The following is a 16,793-nucleotide window of genomic DNA, read 5'->3' on the forward strand; positions in this document are numbered from 1 at the left end:
TTTGAAGTATTGTGAACCAATATGCGCGATCGCGCCCAAATTAGAAAATCTGAGGTGAGACCGTAGAAAATTTAGTTACAGAGCCGCAAACACTTGGTGACAAACTACTTTTAAGGCTACTTTTGAAAAGGCTTAGTTATTGGAAAAACTCTTATTTTTATGACAGACAGCGGGAATCAAGGCATTGAGCGAGTCCCTCGCCGATTGTTGGTGACGGGCGGGGCTGGATTTATCGGCTCGAATTTTGTACATCACTGGTGCAGCAGCTATCCGGGCGATCGAGTAGTCGTGCTCGACGCTTTAACCTACGCCGGAAACAGACAAACCCTGGCAACTTTGGAAGGAGGAGAAAATTTTCGGTTTGTGCAGGGGGATATTTGCGATCGTAGCCTAGTCGATACCTTGCTCAAAGAAGAAAACATCACCACAGTCGCCCACTTTGCCGCAGAATCCCACGTTGACAGGTCAATTATCGGGCCCGCAGCCTTTGTTCAAACAAACGTTGTCGGAACCTTCACACTTTTAGAAGCCTTCCGCAAGCATTTTGAAGCAATTGATGAGCCCTCTCTCAAAGCAGAAATGCGCTTTCTCCACGTTTCTACCGACGAAGTTTACGGCAGTCTCGGCCCCGATGACCCAGCCTTCACAGAAACAACTGCCTACTCGCCCAACAGTCCCTACTCAGCCTCCAAAGCTGGCAGCGACCACCTCGCCCGCGCCTATTTCCACACCTACGGCGTCCCCACAATTATCACCAACTGTTCCAACAATTACGGCCCCTATCACTTCCCAGAAAAGCTCATTCCATTAATGTGCATCAATATGTTATTAGGTAAACCGCTGCCAGTTTACGGCGACGGTCAAAACGTGCGAGATTGGCTCTACGTTCTCGACCACTGCCGCGCTTTAGATGTCGTTATCCACCGCGGCCAGCCTGGGGAAACTTACAATGTTGGCGGCAACAACGAGGTAAAAAATCTCGATTTAGTAAAAATGCTGTGCCAGCTAATGGACGAATTAGCTGAGGATTTACCCGCCCGTCCTTGCGAACAATTGATCGCATTTGTCAAAGACAGAGCGGGGCACGATCGGCGTTATGCTATTGATGCCAGCAAAATTAAAACAGAGTTAGGTTGGACTCCCTCAGTAACAGTTGAAGAAGGTTTGCGACAAACTGTGGAATGGTACTTAGCCCATCGCGAGTGGTGGGAACCCCTGCTTTCCGAGGAATATCAAACTTACTACCGGAAAGTCTACTCTAATTAATCTACTCCTGGACGCACTGGCCGCGAGAAACGGGAACGGGTAAAAACCCGGTTTTCAAGCTCAAGAGTGCGTCCCGAAAGGTTTTTGTCTTGCCTTCAAGCTTTACATTTAAACTCCTGGCGCAGAAACTGGGTTTGACGGAGGAAAATCTTTCGTGGAGTGCGATCGATCAGAGTAAAAAAACCCGCTTTCTTTGGTATGAGCGCCTAACTTCAGATTTAATTAGGTGGAGGTAAATATCACAAACATTCACTTTTGTCAACTTTTGTAAAGATTTACTTAACAATCATCCCAAAGGCATAAATTCAAGTGTTTGTGGCGGATAATTTGTATAGAGTTACCAGATTGAGAAAGCGTTTTAGAAGCTTTTACTAAAAACAGAAAGTAGCAATGACCGAAATCAACTGGCTCAAGCACGTCCAAGAACCTAAATACTGGCTGTTAGGCATCGCCTCCGGTTTGATTGCCCTGCACCTAACTCTGACTTCCCGAACAAACGACACTGACCTCTTCGGTACAATGTTACTGTTTTGGGGAGTCGTAGCATTTCTCATTTGGGAAAGGCACGAATCCTTAACTTTTGAAAGCGGAGTTTTCGCCAGCTTCTTTGGGTCATCGTTAATTGCTTTAATATTGCTCAAAAGTTCGTCCATATCTGGATACGACTTTTTTATCAGAGCAACCCCTTTTTTGTCGGGAATCAGTCTCGCATTGCTGGCTTCGGGAACAAAAGGACTGAAACAATATTGGCAGGAACTTCTAATTCTTGCCTATACAGCTATTCCTCCCGGATTGATCGGAGTCTTCGTTGATGTTGCCCTATTAACAGCAAAATTTTCAGCTTTTCTCCTCCACTATCTAGGCTTTGAAGTGGTGCGTAAAGGGGTTCGTCTAATCCTGGAAACGGGCAGCGTGGATGTTTATCACGGCTGTTCGGGGGTGAATGCGATGCTACAATTGTTAGGAATGGCTCTGGTTTTCTTGCTGATGTTTCCTACAACTACGGGGCAGAAAATTGTAGTGCCAATCGTGGCAATAATTATTGCATTTGTAGTGAATGCAGGGCGAGTTGCTCTCATGGCAGTGCTGGTATCGCTATCTCAACCCCAAGCATTTAAATACTGGCACGAAGGAAATGGTTCGGTAATCTTTTCGATGATTGCTGTATCTATTTTCGGGTTATTCTGCTGGTTTGCTATTTTGAAAGATCAACCCCAAAATAAGGAAGAACAGAATTGCTAATGGCTATTACCTCTTGGAAACCAGTTAGGCTTTCCCTGTTGGCTATTACTTTGGGAGGGGTTTTGTTGGTTGCCGGAAAATTATTTTTCTATCCATCTGCCAACAAGAATCTGGCAACCCCGTTTGAGTTTCCAGAGTCGGTGCCTCTAGCCGATTGGAAAATGCAGAAGAGCGCGCCGCTGAAACTTAGCGACAATTCAGAATTCAAAGCTGCCAGGAAATATGAATATCAAAAAAATAGCATGGCTCTAGAAATAGAGATGCGCTATGCGGTAAACACCATTGGGGATGTGGAAGGTATGATGAAAGGACATACTGTTCTCAAGTCGTCTCCTGGTAAACTAGCATTAGTAAACACTAAAGGCGCGGGGTTTCACGGAATTTTGCAACAGCCAAATCGACTGTATTTGAGTTCGTGTATCAATCCTAGCGGCGGTGCTACAGTAACTTCCCAACAGTTTAGATATAATCGAAATACTCGCGATTGGCAGCCAAACCGTATTCTGTTTTGGCTGTTGGGTAAGGGAAATATTCAAGACAGGCGCTGTTTGTGGACTCAGATGTCTGTGCCTTTGGATAAAACAACTCCAGAAGATGCCAAAAAAATTCTAGAGAATGCTTGGGTTTCTTGGTATGGGTGGTGGCAGCCGCGATTTCCCGAGCCTTGAGTCGAGTCAGTCGATTTTAGCTTTTAGCTTTTAGATTTTAGATTTACTCCACAGGTGAATCTGGAAGCTTGAACAAGAGTCTAAAATTTTTGACTCTCCACGACAGGAGTACGTGGCACGGTATCCGTTTTTGGGCGGGGTCAAGAGAGATTTTTCTTAACAACAATTCTGATTATTTTATGAATGACGTACAAGGCGAGCAAGGTTTTTCTATCTACAGGCTGCGTTGGATTGGCTACGGTCTATTAATTCTGTCTGTATTAGATACGATTGCAGTTCTTATACCAGCAAATTTTGGCAATCGCCTCTGGGAATTGCAGACGATTGGGGCTGTAGTGGAACGGGTGCCAGTTCCTCTACTGGCAATGGCGCTGATATTTTTTGGAGAAGGGTACGATCGCAGAGGTTTGGAAGACCTTTTTTTGAAGGTTTTGTCTTGGGTTTGTCTGCTGCTAGGTCTGGTTTTTCTGTTGATGCTGCCTTTGGGAATTTTTGGTACTATCTACGTCAACAACCAAAACAACCAGCAAATTACTACTCAAGCAAACCAACAATTAGCTCAGTTGCAGCAGGTGGAAGAACGGCTGAATAAGGGTACTCCTGAAGATTTAAGGAATTTGGCGGGGGAACTTACCCGTTTGGGGGTACAAGCGGATGCGCAAAACCCGCAGCAATTGAAGGAGCAAATTCTTTCGAGAATTACTCCGGCTAAGGAACGGTTACAGACGCAAAGCGCTGCGGTTCAGTCAAGTCAGCGCTTGGGGTTATTTAAAAATGCTGTTAAGTGGCTGCTGGGCGCGCTGATTTCTAGTGTTTTGTTTTTTACGCTGTGGCGCGGTACTGATTGGGCTCGGTAGTAGTTTTGAGTTTTGAGTTATATCATATCCGGTTAATCAGTTATCATTTGAGTGCGAGCGTCTCGCTCGCTCGCGCAGAAGCTAGCACTCGCAAATAAATATAAGCGATCGACCGGACATGATATTAGATGTAATATCAATTCCGGTTGCACTAGCAACCGAGGACACGGCAGTGCCGTGTCCCTACCCAAAATAATCATGAGCCCCCCTCGGATGTAACTATCGTTCGATTAATTGTAGGGAAACGACTGTCTTGTCGCTGACTGTGGGTAATATTAACGAAGTTAGGAATTTAGGTGCTGAGCGATCGTATTTTCGAGTTTGTCGGCAATCCCTTCAACCCAGTTTTCATCTTGTTTGGTGTAGCTGCGGGGCGCGTTAGCACCTAAGATTAAAACGCCTTGGCTGCCGATAGGTTGACAGATAACTCCTTGAGTATTTTCTGGCAAATAGTCAAATTCAATTCGCCCGGGATAAATATTGAGATTTACTAAATAAACTGGTTTATTTTTGTCGAGCACTCGCTGCAATATCGGCCCTGGTTTGACTTCGGGATTGATGCCTAAAATGCCGCGCCGCAATAGGACTTTTCCCTGATACACAATTACGATCGACCTTGTGGCGGTATTTGTCAACAGCAAACGCGACGCCCAAGCTAATTCTATTTTCACAGCCTCCGGCAAATCCGGCGCAAATTCAAAACCTTCTTCGCCGATAAGTTTTACCGACTCGGGCGATCGCGCTTGCACCTGCTGCCACAGCAAACCTGTTAAAATCAGCAGAGCGCTGATAATTACTCCCAAAGCGTCGGAACGAGCTTGAGAATCTGTGATTTGCTCTGTCAGCAAGCGGTTGACCATTAGCAGCGTACCTGCTAACCCTCCTGCAACTAAGGGCAATTGCCGCAAAACTCTATTGGGATCGGATTTTGTCATTAGTCATTAGTCAGTAATCATTAGTCAGCAGTCAACAGTCAACAGTCAACAGTCAACAGTCAACAGTCATCAGTCAGTAATCATTAGTCATTAGTCATTGGTAATTGGTAGTTGGTAATTTAACTAATGCCAACTGCCAACTGCCAACTGCCAACTGACTTTATCCTACTTCTCCAATTTCGACAATTCGCTGGAAGAGATAGCCTGTGCCGCGGGCGGTGAGAATTAATTCGGGATTGCTGGGGTCGTCTTCCAACTTTGCCCTAAGCCGCGAGATGTGAACGTCCACTACGCGGGTGTCTACGTGGCGTTCTGGCGTGTATCCCCACACTTCCTGCAAAATTTCCGATCGCGAAAAAGGCTCTCCAGAACGGCTGACAAGCAGTTCTAACAGGCTGAATTCCATGCCCGTGAGCCGAATTCGTTCGTCGCCTTTGTAAACTTGGCGCTTGTTGGTGTCAATCCTAATATTGGTGACGTGGATGACTCCGGAACTGGGAATCCCCGACGCCCCGTTTTTGTCAACCCTCCGCAGTACCGAACGGATGCGGGCTTCGAGTTCTTTGGGAGAGAAAGGTTTGACGACGTAATCGTCGGCACCCAATTCTAAACCGGTGATGCGATCGGCTACGTCTCCCAAAGCAGTTAGCATGATGATGGGCACGTCTGACTCTTTACGCAACTCCTGACAGACGCCGTAACCGTCTAGCTTTGGCATCATCACGTCCAAAACCACTAAGTCGGGTTCGGTGTTGCGAAATGTTTCGAGAGCTTCTTCGCCGTCAGCAGCGGTAACGACATCGTAGCCAATCATGGAAAGGCGAGTCTCCAGAATGCGGCGGATACTGGCTTCGTCATCGACTACCAGAATTTTTTCTTTATGGTTTTCCAAGTTACCGAGCACTCCTTAAGTTACATTTCAGATAATGTTAATTTTTTGTACCCTATCATAGAAGACACAAATTGAATCATGTGTGGCGATCGGTCTGAAAGCTTGATAATTGCTTTAACTCAGACTTTTCTAAATTTTAAGGGTGACTATTTATCATAAAACAATGCCTAAGCCTCGAATACAATATATTTGTCGGGAATGCGGCTATGATTCACCACAATATTTTGGCAGATGTCCTAGCTGTCAGAAGTGGGATTCTTTTGACGAGCAGTTAGAACAACCTACTGCTGGTGTGTCGCGGGCTGGTTTAACTGGGGTGACAACTAAGACAGTGGGCGGTTCGCCCCCTGATAAGTCGAAGGGTCAACCAAGGGTATCTTTCAGATTATCGCAGATTGCCGACCAAACTCAGTCTCGCTGGCCTTCTGGTTACGGGGAACTCGATCGAGTTTTGGGAGGCGGGATTGTTCCGGGCTCGCTGGTGTTGATTGGGGGGGAACCGGGAATCGGGAAATCGACGCTGCTGTTGCAGGTGGCGAATATGTTGGCGCGCAAGGATCGGATACTGTATGTCAGTGCGGAGGAGTCCGGCCAGCAGGTGAAGTTGCGATCGCAGCGTTTGGGCGTGGCTAATCCGGTTGAGTTGTCAAGCAACGGCGGGCATAAATCTGGCAGCAACGGGGAAGCTAAAAAGGATTCGGAGGACAATTCAGCGGAGAATTTCTATTTGCTTCCAGAGACGGATTTAGAGGTTGTTTTGCGGGAGTTGGAAGCGCTGAAACCGAATGTGGCGGTGATTGACAGCATCCAAACTATTTATTTTGCTAGTTTAACATCGGCTCCGGGTTCGGTGGCTCAGGTGCGGGAATGTACGTCTGCTTTGATGCAGGTGGCGAAAAGGGAAAATATTACTTTATTTATTGTCGGTCACGTTACGAAAGATGGAGCTTTGGCAGGGCCGAGGGTTTTGGAACATTTGGTAGATACTGTACTTTATTTTGAGGGCGATCGCTTTGCTTCTCATCGACTTTTGCGATCGATGAAAAACCGTTTCGGCGCGACTCACGAAATCGGTGTTTTTGAAATGGTAGCAAACGGTTTGCGAGAAGTAGATAACCCGTCGGAGTTGTTTTTAGGGAATAGAGATGAATTTTCTCCCGGTACTTCGACGACTGTTACTTGCGAAGGAACTCGACCGATTTTAGTAGAAATTCAGGCGTTAGTCAGCCCTGCGAGTTTTGGTTCGCCGCGCCGTACTACTACTGGTGTGGACAATGCTAGATTGCAGCAAATTTTAGCTGTTTTGGAGAAAAGGGTGGGGATTCCTTTATCTAAATTAGATGTGATTTTGGCGACGGTGGGCGGGTTGAAGGTGGACGAACCGGCCGCGGATTTGTCAGTTGCGATCGCCGTTGTGGCCAGTTTTCGCGATCGGGTAATCGATGCGCGTACTGTTTTGCTCGGGGAAGTGGGTTTGGGAGGACAGGTGCGGCCGGTTTCCCAATTAGAATTGCGGCTGAGGGAAGCGGCGAAATTGGGTTTCAAAAGGGCGATTATTCCTAAGAATCAACCCGTACCAGAGTTAGGGATGGAGATTATTCCGGTGGCGAAGGTAATCGATGCAATTATTGCGGCGATTCCTGCTACCCCAGCTCAGTTGCAGTCTGTTGATATGGAGTTGCAATCGGTTGATTTGGAGGAAGATGATTTGTTGAATTGAGTTAGAATGGTAATGTTGGAAATTGAGAGTAAGGAGGCACGAATTATGTATCAAGTAGACATTATTGAGGCAAAAGAAAAGCTTCTGGAATTAATCGAAGCGGCGATGAGAGGCGAAGAAGTGGCGATTACTCAAGATAACCAGCCTGTTGTAAAATTGGTAGTAATTCCCAAACAAGCTAAACCCAATCGGCAAGCAGGAAGTGCCAAAGGAATGGTTTGGATGTCCGATGATTTTGACGAACCGCTAGAAGAGTTTAAGGAGTAAATGGAATGAGGTTGTTGGACACTCATGCCTTTATTTGGTATACGACAGACAGTTCGAGACTCACCGCAACAGGGCGATCGCTAATTGACAACGGAGAGAACGATATTCTCCTCAGTACAGCTAGCGTCTGGGAAATGGCGATCAAACATAGTATAGGCAGGCTAACTTTTAGTATGCCTTTTATGGAGTTTATCAAGCACCAGATCGCAGTTAATAGAATTGATATACTGGAAATAACTTTCGACCACATTGAGGTTGTGGCTTCACTGCCTTTGCATCACCGTGACCCCTTTGACAGGCTGATAATTGCACAATCTATGGCGGAACAGATACCGATTTTGAGCGTTGATGCTATTTTTGATGCTTATGCGATCGCGCGGGTGTGGTGAATTAAGTTAGTTTAAAAATAAAGAGGCGAAGATGAAACAATTTAGAATCATCATTGAAAAACATTCCGATGGTTATGTAGCCTATCCCCTTGGTATCAAAGGTGCCGTAGTTGGTGAAGGTGACACCTATGAAGAAGCCTTAGCTGATGTCAAGTCAGCTATTCGTTGCTACATCGAAGTATTTGGCAAAGAAACAATGGAAAACGAATCACCTGCGATCGAGACTTTTTTAGTAGAAGCAGAGGTGGCTATTTAATGTCAAAGTTTCCTGTCGATGCTTCTAAAAGACAAGTCATCAGAACATTTCAGTTGTTGGGTTTTCGGATTATTAGAGAACGCGAACATATTGTCATGGTGCGAGAGAATCAGGATGGCACGGAGACTCCGTTAGTAATGCCTAACCACGATCAAATAAAATCAGGGACACTGAGAGCAATTTGTACTCAGGCGGGAATTTCTAGAGAGGAATTTTTAATAGCTTATGCACAAAGTTGAGTGCAGATGCTATCTACGATAACACTTGAAATATGTCAAATTATAGATTGCCTTTTTTGAGGTACGTTTTCACTAAAAAATGAACAAATTAAAAAGACGCAAAAATCAGTGGTCAAATGAACTAAACGACATCATTCGAGGCGCATCTGGCGGCTTTTTGTTCGGTATTCCCCTGCTTTATACGATGGAGGTTTGGTGGATCGGTTCGTATACTACATCAGCGGAAATGTCGATCGCGATCGCAACTACTTTTATCGTCGTTTTCTTGCTGACTCGCACTGAAGGTTTTCGCAAAACAAAGGACATCCGCTGGCTAGATGCTGCAATCGATACCGTAGAAGCGATCGCGATCGGCATTGTCTGCGCGGCTTTTGTCCTGTTTTTGCTCAGGGAAATTACGGTGGAGACTCCGCTGCAACAAACTTTGGGGAAAATCATCTTTGAAGGTCTCCCGTTTGCCTTGGGAGTTGCCCTGGCAAGCGGTTTCTTGAGCGGCGATCGCTATCAAAGTTCAGACAGCGAAAAGGAACCTACCATTAATCCAACTTTAGCAGATATCGGCGCTACTTTAATCGGCGCGATGATAATTGCTTTCAATATCGCCCCAACTGACGAAATTCCCATGCTAGCGGCAGGTATTTCACCGCCTTGGCAATTAGCAATTATCGCCGCTTCGCTGCTAATTTCCTACGGTATTGTATTTGTAGCAGGCTTTACTTATCAAGCCAAACGGCAGCAACAGCAAGGGATTTTTCAGCATCCCCTCAGCGAAACTGTCATGGCGTATTTAGTGTCGCTGGCGGCTTCTGCATTTATGATGTTTTTCTTCCAAAAACTCAGTTTTGACGATCCGTGGTCGATTTGGTTGAGCTATACGTTAGTATTGGGATTGCCGGCGACTATTGGCGGCGCGGCAGGGAGGTTGGCGGTATGAGTGAAAGTAATAACGAACAGCAACAAAAAAGAACTCCTGCTGAATGGGTGACATTTGCGATCGCCTGCTTCATCCTTTTTACCCTCACCGGGCTCGTACTCTACAACTGGCTGACTAAAAAGCAAGAACCTCCGATTATTTCTGTCACTCGCAACACGCCAATTCGCGAAAATCAAGGGCAATTTTACGTACCGTTTACAGTGACCAACACGGGCGGCGAAACGGCAGAATCAGTGCAAATTATTGCCGAACTGCGCGTTAACGGCGAAGTCTTGGAATCCGGCGACCAACAAATTGATTTTTTGTCAAGCGGCGAAACTCAAGAAGGAGCTTTTATCTTCAGCCGCGATCCGCGTCAAGGTGAGTTGATTGTGCGATCGAGCAGTTACAAACTGCCTTAGTAGTGCTAAAAAAGTAATGATACATTGTAGTGATGTACAAAATGCCAGATGGCACGGTTGTGATTTTCTAGCGATTATGAAAAAAACCAGGTTTTTCTCGGAGTACCCTAGAACTAATGATGCTATATTAGCAGTAGTTATTGCTAATATATCGCTTACAAAGCCTCTTTTTCCTAACTGTTCTTCTTGCCAGACAGTCAAAAACTGTCGCATTCACAACAGTAAACAGCGGTTTAAGTGTGTTAAGTGCGATCGGCAATTCGTTGAACATCCGCATTTATAAGGTGATTGACCAGCAGACACGAGAACTAATTGATCGATTGTTGTTAGAACGTATTTCACTTGCCGAGATTGCTCGTGCGATCCACATTTCTCAGCACTGGCTCCAAACCTACGTTAATGAGAAATATGCTGGGGTACCCCGAAGCCTGGTTGATTGAATCCGTAGGAGAAGCGAGTTATTTACCTGTCTCGTTATTCTCCCGATTTAAATCCGATTGAAAACAGAAGAGTCTCAGCTAAAAGGATATCTACGTTCGGTTGCTGCACGTAAGTAATTACACCTGAGAGTCAGCACTTGTGGACGGATTCGACTCGATCGCTCTCAAATCTCTCACAAATTCGTTCACTCCTTGTAGTTACTGTACCTAATACGGTTGAAAACCGCTGTAAACGAAGGTGGGCGGGGCGGGTTTTAAAAGGGCAAAATCTCTCCTAGCAATGATTACGGGCTAAACCTGCCCCTATAGACTATTTATATTTTTTTGCGCCTGTCTACTTAGCTGCGGGATGTGATATCATCAAAAATATAAAACTTAGATAAAAAGGGTAATATGTTTTACAAAAGTTCAGACTTTTTTAAGCTAGTTAACGAAAAAATATTTTTTTAGGGTTTCAATATTATTAATTAAAGAAACAAAACCATATTTAGCCAAACTGCCCCCACTATTTACTTTCGCACAGCATCAAATACTGTTAAGAGAGGTTCAATATTTATGAATATCAAGGAAAATTACAAACTAATAGAAAAAATTAATGAGGGTTTAAATACAGTAGTTTATCGCGCAGAGAGGAGGGAAGATCAGACTTCTGTGATTATCAAAGCCCTGATCGCAGAGTATCCTACTCTCGAAGAGATTATGCAATTAAGACATGAATATGAAATCTCCCGACATCTCAATTTAGAAGGTATTGTCAAGCCCTATGGATTGGAAAATCATCATCATGGTCTGGCACTGATATTGGAAGATTCAAGAGGAGAAGCCCTCAAAAACTTTTTGAATGGTCGCAAACTTGAACTCAAAGACTTTTTAACAATTGCTATTCAGTTAGCAGATACTCTGGGTAAGTTGCATGATAACAAAATTATTCATAAAGATATTAAGCCGACAAATATCATCATCACTCCTGCTACGCTAGAAGTAAAAATTACTGACTTTAGCATTGCCACGCGCTTGTCGAGAGAAACCCAAACACTCAGCCATCCCAATTTACTAGAAGGCACAATCGCCTATATCTCGCCAGAGCAAACAGGGCGGATGAATCGCTCAATTGACTACCGCACCGACTTCTATTCTTTAGGTATCACATTCTATGAAATGCTGTGCGGTGAATTACCATTTAAGGCTACAGATCCGATGGAATTAGTTCACTGCCACATCGCGAAACAGCCGATCCCACTCTGGGAAATTATGGCAAAAGAGCAAAACAGCCGACTAGAAATTACGAGCGATAATCCCACATTTAAACTTCAAAATGATAAGATTATCAAAGCAATTTGTTACATAGTGATGAAATTATTAGCCAAGACTGCTGAGGATAGATATCAAAGTGGTTATGGTCTGAAAGCGGATCTAGAACAATGTCTAAATCAATTACAACAAACTGGCAAAAATTCTAACTTCATTCCGGGTGAGCGTGATAAGTCCGGTCAATTTCTGATCCCACAAAAACTGTACGGACGAGAAACACAAGTAGCCAATCTAATGGATGCTTTTGACAGAGTTAGCGCTGGAACAGCCGAAATCGTGCTAGTTTCCGGTTACTCAGGAATAGGTAAATCTTGCTTAGTTTATGAAATTCACAAACCCATTGTCGGAGCAAGGGGTTATTTTATCGCAGGTAAGTTTGACCAATTTAAACGGAATATTCCCTATGGAGCCTTAATTGAAGCTTTTGAAGAACTAATTCGCCAAGTATTAACAGAAAGCCCGGAAAAAATCAACTTTTGGAAACAGAAGATTTTAAATGATTTAGGCAAAAATACTAGAGTGATAATTGACGTTATTCCCGAATTGGAATTGATCGTTGGTGAGCAACCTGAAGTTTCTAAATTAGGAGCCAGCGAATCACAAAACCGTTTCAATCTTGTCTTTAAACAATTCATTCATATTTTTACCCAAAAAGCACATCCGCTAGTTTTATTTTTAGATGATTTGCAGTGGGCAGATTCAGCTTCTTTGAAATTGGTTCATGTGCTGCTAACTGACCGAGATAGTCAATATTTATTGGTAATTGGAGCCTATCGAGATAACGAAGTCAGCCCAACTCATCCTTTAATGCAGACTTTAGATAGTATTTATTCATGCGGAGCAATAATAAATAAGATCGTCCTCCAACCGTTGACACTTAGTACAGTAAATCAATTAGTTGCTGACACGTTGGGTGACAACTGCTCATCACCAGTCCCCCCTGTTACTTGTTTTTCCGAGCCACACGGAGAAATTGAGAAAGAAAGGTTGCTTGCTAAAAACAATAACAATGAAATAGAAAATTGCAACTTATTAGCTGAGTTAGTTTACAATAAAACTCAAGGTAATCCCTTTTTTATAACTCAATTTCTCACCTCCCTTTACGCAGAAAAACAGTTGACATTTGACTTCAGGATGGGCAGATGGCAGTGGGATATGGGGCAAATTCAAAGTATTGCGATCGCAGATTATAATGTCGTCGAACTCATAGCTAGGAACATTCAAAAACTACCTCTCAACACCCAGAAAGTTTTCAAGTTAGCAGCTTGTATTGGCAACAGGTTTAATTTAGACGTTTTAGCAATAGTAAGTGAAAAATCTATATCAGAAACGGCATCTGCTTTATGGGATGGGCTTCAGGAAGCCCTAATTTTACCCATCGGGGAAAGTGCCTATAAACTTCCTTTACTCTTCAATAGTAATGAGTCATTGGTAATGGGTAGCGATCGAGAAACCCAATCAGAAATTAATACTTACAAAGTATCCTACAAATTTTTGCACGATCGCGTGCAGCAAGCGGCTTATTCTCTGATTCCTTCTGAGGAGCAAAAAGCTACGCACCTAAAAATTGGTCAACTATTGTTGCATAATACACATCAAGATGCACTAGAAGAAAATGTATTTGATATAGTTAATCAGCTAAATATCGGAGTAGAATTAATTACCGATCTAGAAGAAAAATACAAGTTGGCTCAATTGAATTTAATGGCGGGTAAAAAAGCCAAAGCAGCGTCAGCTTATGAAGCTGCTGTCATGCAATTAAGAGTAGGGTTAAAACTATTAACAGAAAATAGTTGGCAGAGTAACTACGATCTGACTCTAGCACTTTATGTAGAAGCCGTAGAAGCAGAATATCTTACTACGAATTACGAAAGGTCAGCGGCTCTTGCTGAAGTTGTTTTGAAACAAGCTAGCACCCTGCTCGAAAGAGTGAAAGTATACGAGCTACAAATCCAGTATTATATGGCTCAAAATCAGATGTTAAAAGCCATTGATACTGGGCTGTCAGTGCTGGATATGCTGGGTGTCTCTTTGTCAAATGACGAAGGTGGCGCGGGTTTTGTGGTTGAATTGCCAAACCTCGCAGACTTAGATAATATCCCAGAGATGACAGACCCGTATCAATTAGCAGCCTTGCGGATACTGATGAGCGTTATTTCTTCTGCTTGCACAGTCAAGCCAGATATTGTGCCCCTGCTTGTACTTACCCAAACGAGGCTCTGTGTTGAACGGGGTCATTCCTCACTGGCTGCTTTTGCTTATGCTTTTTATGGAAATTTTATATATTCAATGACTGGGGATATAAATGCAGCCTATCATGCAGGTCAGCTAGCTTTAAAGCTGTTGGATAAATTTAATGCTAGAGAACTTCAATGTAAAGTATGCAATTTATTTGATGGTATAATCAAGCCCTGGAAGGTTCATATTAAGGACACATTAACATCACTACGAGAGGGGCTGCAAAGTGGGCTGGAAACTGGAGATATAGAGTATGCGGGCTATAATGCTACTGTCTATTGCTCTGGCATCTTTTTGACGGGGGAGCGATTAGATATAGTAGAAGAAGAGCAAGAGCAATATCTTAATTTAGTCTTCAAACTCAAACAAGACTATTCTATCTACTACATCCAGATCTTCCACCAACTGACTCTCAATCTTAAAAATGAAGCTGAGGCGAAATTTCTGTTAGTTGGCAAGAGTTTTAATGAAACACAAATGTTGCCTGTTTTAATTGAAACTAACAATAGAATTTTGCTATTTATTGCTTATCTCGCCAAGACGATTCTCTTTTATCTATTTAAAGAACCTACAAATGCTGTTGCTAACGCCTGTTTAGCAGCAGAACACGCAGTCAGCGTCATGAGCATGGTAATTTCAGCTCCTCACAACTTCTATTATTCGCTGGCTCTCCTTGCGCAGTATTTTCAAGTTTCAATCTCGGCTCAACAGGAATACCTTGCTATTGTAGATGCTAATCAACAAAAAATGCAGAAATGGGCATTTCATGCCCCCTCTAACTTCCAGCATAAGTATGAGCTTGTGGAGGCTGAGAAAGCACGGATTAAAGGGCAAGTTGTAGAAGCAATGGAATATTACGATCGAGCTATAGCAGGAGCTAAAGAACAAGGATACATTCAGGAAGAAGCACTAGCATCGGAACTAGCAGCCGAGTTTTATTTCTTCCTAGGAAGAGAGAATTTTGCTCGAATCTATCTGACACAAGCTTACTATGGGTATATTCGTTGGGGAGCAAAAACTAAAGTTAAAGATTTAGAGTCTAGATATCCTTTGGTATTTTCCGAGATTCTGGTGCGAGAATCCAGAGGCATAGAGATTAATAGAACAACAACATCGACCATTGGAGGAAATTCGGCGGTTTTGGATTTGTCCACTGTGAACAAAGCATATCTAGCCTTGGCTGAAGAAATAGTTCTTGATAAGTTGCTAGATAAGTTACTTAAAATTGTGATGGAAAATGCTGGAGCTACAACAGGGTGCCTGATCTTAGAAAAAGATGGAAAGTTAGTGATAGAAGCTACAGGTGTTGTGGATAGAGATATGGTTGTATTGTGTTCAGCATCACCCGTCGAAAACAGTGATAATCTGCCCATTACCATAATTAATTATGTAGGCATAACTAAAGCAAATGTGGTTTTAAATGATGCCTCAGTGTCACAAAGATTCATAAACGATCCTTACATCCTAAAAACAAAACCCAAGTCAATATTATCTATGCCTATTATTAATCAAGGCAAGCTAATTGGTATTCTTTATTTGGAAAATAATATAACAACAGGTGCCTTTACAATGGAAAGGCTGGAATTATTAAAAATACTTTCTTCACAGATAGCTATATCCCTTAAAAATGCGATGCTCTATGGGAGATTGGAAACCGCTACTCAAAACTTGAAAACAGCTAATGAACAATTAGAGGATTACAACCAAACGCTTGAACAAAAAGTAGAAGAGAGGACTCAGCAGTTAAAACAAAAAAATAGCCTGCTGAGAGAACAAGCAATTCAACTTGAACTTACCCTAAAAGAATTGCAAGCGACACAGACTCAGCTAATTCAAACTGAAAAAATGTCAAGTCTGGGGCAAATGGTTGCTGGGATAGCTCACGAAATTAACAACCCAATTAACTTTATCTACGGCAATCTTACCCCCGCTAGCGACTATTTTCATGACTTGCTGGGGTTGCTGAATCTCTATCAGGATCAATTGCCTAATGCAACTCCTGAAATTCTGAATTTTGCAGAAAGTATCGATCTGGAATTCTTAATTTCCGATTTTCCTAGGCTGCTTGAGTCGATGCAGCAAGGGGCAGAACGCATCCGCCAGATTGTCTTGTCGCTGCGGAATTTCTCGCGATTGGATGAGGCGGGAATGAAACGAGTAGATATCCATGAAGGACTCGATAGCACTCTGCTATTGTTGCAAAATCAGCTAAAAGCTAAGCCCGACCATCCTGGGATTGAAATTATCAAAGAGTATGGTGATCTCCCTGAAATAGAATGTTACGCCGGCTTCATGAACCAAGCATTTATGAATATACTCAGCAATGCGATTGATGCTATAGAGGAATCATTAGCGACTTCTCCTATAGCATCAAGGGCTAAGAAAAAATCACAAGTTCGTATTCGTACCAGTGTTATAAATAGTAACCAAGTAGAAATTCGGATTGCCGACAATGGAGCGGGGATGACAGAGGAAGTAAGCCAGAAGATTTTTGACCCTTTCTTTACTACAAAACGTGTCGGCTCTGGCACTGGTTTGGGATTGGCTGTTAGCTACCAGATTGTAGTAGAAAAACATCATGGTAGGCTGACTTGTATTTCCGCGCTTGGACAGGGAGCAGAATTCGTGATTGAGATTCCACTCAAGCAGGGAACTCTGCAAAAGTGAGATAGAGCTTGTGCTCGCTGCCAGGAATTTACTTTCCTTGTGGCATTAGAAAAGCGACGGGGCGAAGGGTA

Annotated in this window: 15 protein-coding genes; 13 read left to right on the forward strand and 2 right to left on the reverse strand. The window is 43.3% G+C overall.

Annotated elements, in window-relative coordinates; translation table 11 throughout:
- The first annotated feature begins 159 nt into the window (after positions 1-159).
- The 4 genes from rfbB to hpsJ-A all read left to right on the forward strand — a co-directional run bounded on the left by rfbB (position 160) and on the right by hpsJ-A (position 4,033).
- A complete protein-coding gene (gene rfbB, locus QUA78_RS15710) occupies positions 160-1,266 on the forward strand; it encodes a dTDP-glucose 4,6-dehydratase (RefSeq protein WP_333303840.1) in 1,107 nt (368 codons plus the stop codon).
- A 390-nt stretch (positions 1,267-1,656) separates the two neighbouring features.
- A complete protein-coding gene (gene crtA, locus QUA78_RS15715; RefSeq protein ID WP_333303841.1) occupies positions 1,657-2,508 on the forward strand; it encodes a cyanoexosortase A in 852 nt (283 codons plus the stop codon).
- Positions 2,508-3,176, forward strand: a complete 669-nt coding sequence (locus QUA78_RS15720; RefSeq protein ID WP_333303842.1) for a cyanoexosortase A system-associated protein — start codon at positions 2,508-2,510, stop codon at positions 3,174-3,176. The genes crtA and QUA78_RS15720 overlap by 1 nt, the downstream gene beginning before the upstream one ends.
- 179 nt (positions 3,177-3,355) lie before the next feature.
- On the forward strand, positions 3,356-4,033 hold the full coding sequence (hpsJ-A, locus tag QUA78_RS15725) for an HpsJ-like protein, cyanoexosortase A-associated (protein WP_333303843.1): 678 nt from the start codon (positions 3,356-3,358) through the stop codon (positions 4,031-4,033).
- A 284-nt stretch (positions 4,034-4,317) separates the two neighbouring features.
- Here hpsJ-A and QUA78_RS15730 read toward each other — a convergent pair whose 3' ends face one another.
- On the reverse strand, positions 4,318-4,968 hold the full coding sequence (locus QUA78_RS15730; protein WP_333303844.1) for a cofactor assembly of complex C subunit B: 651 nt from the start codon (positions 4,966-4,968) through the stop codon (positions 4,318-4,320).
- Between the two features lie 160 nt (positions 4,969-5,128).
- The gene (rpaB, locus tag QUA78_RS15735; protein WP_071587789.1) at positions 5,129-5,860 is read right to left on the reverse strand and encodes a response regulator transcription factor RpaB; all 732 of its coding nucleotides are present in this window, start codon (positions 5,858-5,860) and stop codon (positions 5,129-5,131) included.
- A 163-nt stretch (positions 5,861-6,023) separates the two neighbouring features.
- On the opposite strand from rpaB, the gene radA reads away from it, so the two are divergent.
- The 9 genes from radA to QUA78_RS15775 all read left to right on the forward strand — a co-directional run bounded on the left by radA (position 6,024) and on the right by QUA78_RS15775 (position 16,722).
- Entirely contained in the window at positions 6,024-7,580 is a 1,557-nt protein-coding gene (gene radA / locus QUA78_RS15740; protein ID WP_333398896.1) for a DNA repair protein RadA, read from the forward strand.
- A 45-nt stretch (positions 7,581-7,625) separates the two neighbouring features.
- Positions 7,626-7,847 carry a type II toxin-antitoxin system prevent-host-death family antitoxin gene (locus QUA78_RS15745; protein WP_333302170.1) on the forward strand — a complete coding sequence of 74 codons (222 nt, stop codon included), beginning with the start codon at positions 7,626-7,628 and terminating at the stop codon, positions 7,845-7,847.
- A gap of 5 nt (positions 7,848-7,852) precedes the next feature.
- Entirely contained in the window at positions 7,853-8,236 is a 384-nt protein-coding gene (locus QUA78_RS15750) for a type II toxin-antitoxin system VapC family toxin (protein WP_333302171.1), read from the forward strand.
- 31 nt (positions 8,237-8,267) lie between these two features.
- Positions 8,268-8,492: a type II toxin-antitoxin system HicB family antitoxin gene (locus tag QUA78_RS15755; RefSeq protein ID WP_333177424.1), complete on the forward strand. Its 225-nt coding sequence runs from the start codon at positions 8,268-8,270 to the stop codon at positions 8,490-8,492.
- Positions 8,492-8,731: a type II toxin-antitoxin system HicA family toxin gene (locus tag QUA78_RS15760; protein WP_333302172.1), complete on the forward strand. Its 240-nt coding sequence runs from the start codon at positions 8,492-8,494 to the stop codon at positions 8,729-8,731. Before QUA78_RS15755 ends, QUA78_RS15760 begins: the two co-directional genes overlap by 1 nt.
- Before the next feature lie 79 nt (positions 8,732-8,810).
- On the forward strand, positions 8,811-9,665 hold the full coding sequence (locus QUA78_RS15765; protein ID WP_333302173.1) for a TIGR02587 family membrane protein: 855 nt from the start codon (positions 8,811-8,813) through the stop codon (positions 9,663-9,665).
- Positions 9,662-10,066: a TIGR02588 family protein gene (locus QUA78_RS15770; protein WP_333302174.1), complete on the forward strand. Its 405-nt coding sequence runs from the start codon at positions 9,662-9,664 to the stop codon at positions 10,064-10,066. The genes QUA78_RS15765 and QUA78_RS15770 overlap by 4 nt, the downstream gene beginning before the upstream one ends.
- A 76-nt stretch (positions 10,067-10,142) precedes the next feature.
- Positions 10,143-10,349: an IS1/IS1595 family N-terminal zinc-binding domain-containing protein gene (locus QUA78_RS32885; RefSeq protein ID WP_445302359.1), complete on the forward strand. Its 207-nt coding sequence runs from the start codon at positions 10,143-10,145 to the stop codon at positions 10,347-10,349.
- Positions 10,350-11,061: 712 nt separating this feature from the next.
- On the forward strand, positions 11,062-16,722 hold the full coding sequence (locus QUA78_RS15775) for an AAA family ATPase (RefSeq protein WP_333302175.1): 5,661 nt from the start codon (positions 11,062-11,064) through the stop codon (positions 16,720-16,722).
- Positions 16,723-16,793 lie beyond the last annotated feature (71 nt).

The organism is Microcoleus sp. K4-B3 (assembly GCF_036704615.1).
GTDB lineage: Bacteria > Cyanobacteriota > Cyanobacteriia > Cyanobacteriales > Microcoleaceae > Microcoleus.

Bases quoted from the DNA above. Each gene is read 5' to 3' on its own strand.
- rfbB (WP_333303840.1), top strand. From the start codon at position 160: ATGACAGACAGCGGGAATCAAGGCATTGAGCGAGTCCCTCGCCGATTG.
- crtA (WP_333303841.1), top strand. From the start codon at position 1,657: ATGACCGAAATCAACTGGCTCAAGCACGTCCAAGAACCTAAATACTGG.
- QUA78_RS15720 (WP_333303842.1), top strand. From the start codon at position 2,508: ATGGCTATTACCTCTTGGAAACCAGTTAGGCTTTCCCTGTTGGCTATT.
- hpsJ-A (WP_333303843.1), top strand. From the start codon at position 3,356: ATGAATGACGTACAAGGCGAGCAAGGTTTTTCTATCTACAGGCTGCGT.
- QUA78_RS15730 (WP_333303844.1), bottom strand. From the start codon at position 4,968: ATGACAAAATCCGATCCCAATAGAGTTTTGCGGCAATTGCCCTTAGTT.
- radA (WP_333398896.1), top strand. From the start codon at position 6,024: ATGCCTAAGCCTCGAATACAATATATTTGTCGGGAATGCGGCTATGAT.
- QUA78_RS15745 (WP_333302170.1), top strand. From the start codon at position 7,626: ATGTATCAAGTAGACATTATTGAGGCAAAAGAAAAGCTTCTGGAATTA.
- QUA78_RS15750 (WP_333302171.1), top strand. From the start codon at position 7,853: ATGAGGTTGTTGGACACTCATGCCTTTATTTGGTATACGACAGACAGT.
- QUA78_RS15755 (WP_333177424.1), top strand. From the start codon at position 8,268: ATGAAACAATTTAGAATCATCATTGAAAAACATTCCGATGGTTATGTA.
- QUA78_RS15760 (WP_333302172.1), top strand. From the start codon at position 8,492: ATGTCAAAGTTTCCTGTCGATGCTTCTAAAAGACAAGTCATCAGAACA.
- QUA78_RS15765 (WP_333302173.1), top strand. From the start codon at position 8,811: ATGAACAAATTAAAAAGACGCAAAAATCAGTGGTCAAATGAACTAAAC.
- QUA78_RS15770 (WP_333302174.1), top strand. From the start codon at position 9,662: ATGAGTGAAAGTAATAACGAACAGCAACAAAAAAGAACTCCTGCTGAA.
- QUA78_RS32885 (WP_445302359.1), top strand. From the start codon at position 10,143: ATGAAAAAAACCAGGTTTTTCTCGGAGTACCCTAGAACTAATGATGCT.
- QUA78_RS15775 (WP_333302175.1), top strand. From the start codon at position 11,062: ATGAATATCAAGGAAAATTACAAACTAATAGAAAAAATTAATGAGGGT.